The sequence below is a fragment of the Staphylococcus sp. EG-SA-2 genome (assembly GCF_017152085.1).
The window spans coordinates 1-649 of sequence record NZ_JACYHC010001191.1; the positions used below are offsets into that span (position 1 = coordinate 1).

Annotated in this window: 1 protein-coding gene; it reads right to left on the bottom strand. The window is 34.7% G+C overall.

Translation table 11 applies throughout. The features are described 5' to 3' along the window. Positions 1–649, bottom strand: a 649-nt coding sequence (gene ylqF, locus IDG60_RS19455; protein ID WP_206161088.1) for a ribosome biogenesis GTPase YlqF, incomplete at both ends; no start/stop codon positions are given.

Consider the following 649-nt stretch of genomic DNA (forward strand, 5'->3'; position numbering starts at 1 on the left):
TCGTAATCAATTTCATTACCACGTCGAATTAAGCCACGTTTTTTCCCTATCGCATCAAACCACGCTATGATTTCTGCATCTTCAGGAACTTCAATATTATAATGTGACTTTAATCGCGCTAAATCATGTTGAATTAAAAAGTTCAATCCATATATAGCTACTTCATCTAAGTGCACAATGCTATCTTTAATCGCGCCTGTTAAACTCAACTTCTTACCGACTTCTTCATCTTCAAATTTAGGCCAAAGTATCCCTGGTGTGTCTAATAGTTGTAATGCATTACCAACTTTAATCCATTGTTGTTGTTTGGTCACACCTGGTTTATTACCAGTCTGCGCAATACTACGCTTTGCCAGTTTATTTATTAATGTGGATTTACCAACATTTGGAATTCCAACAATCATCGCTCTAATCGCTCTTGGCTTAAGTCCCTTTGCTTTTTCACGTTCAAATTTTTCAGCAGTCGCTTTAATTGCTGCAGCTTCCACTTTCTTTAAATTTTTACCGTGCTTAGCATCCACCGATACAGGATAGTATCCTTTATCAATAAAAAATTGTTCCCATTTTGACATCTCATTTAAATTAGACATATCTTTTTTATTTAATATAACAACACGTGGTTTTTGGTTAATAACTTCATCTATCATAG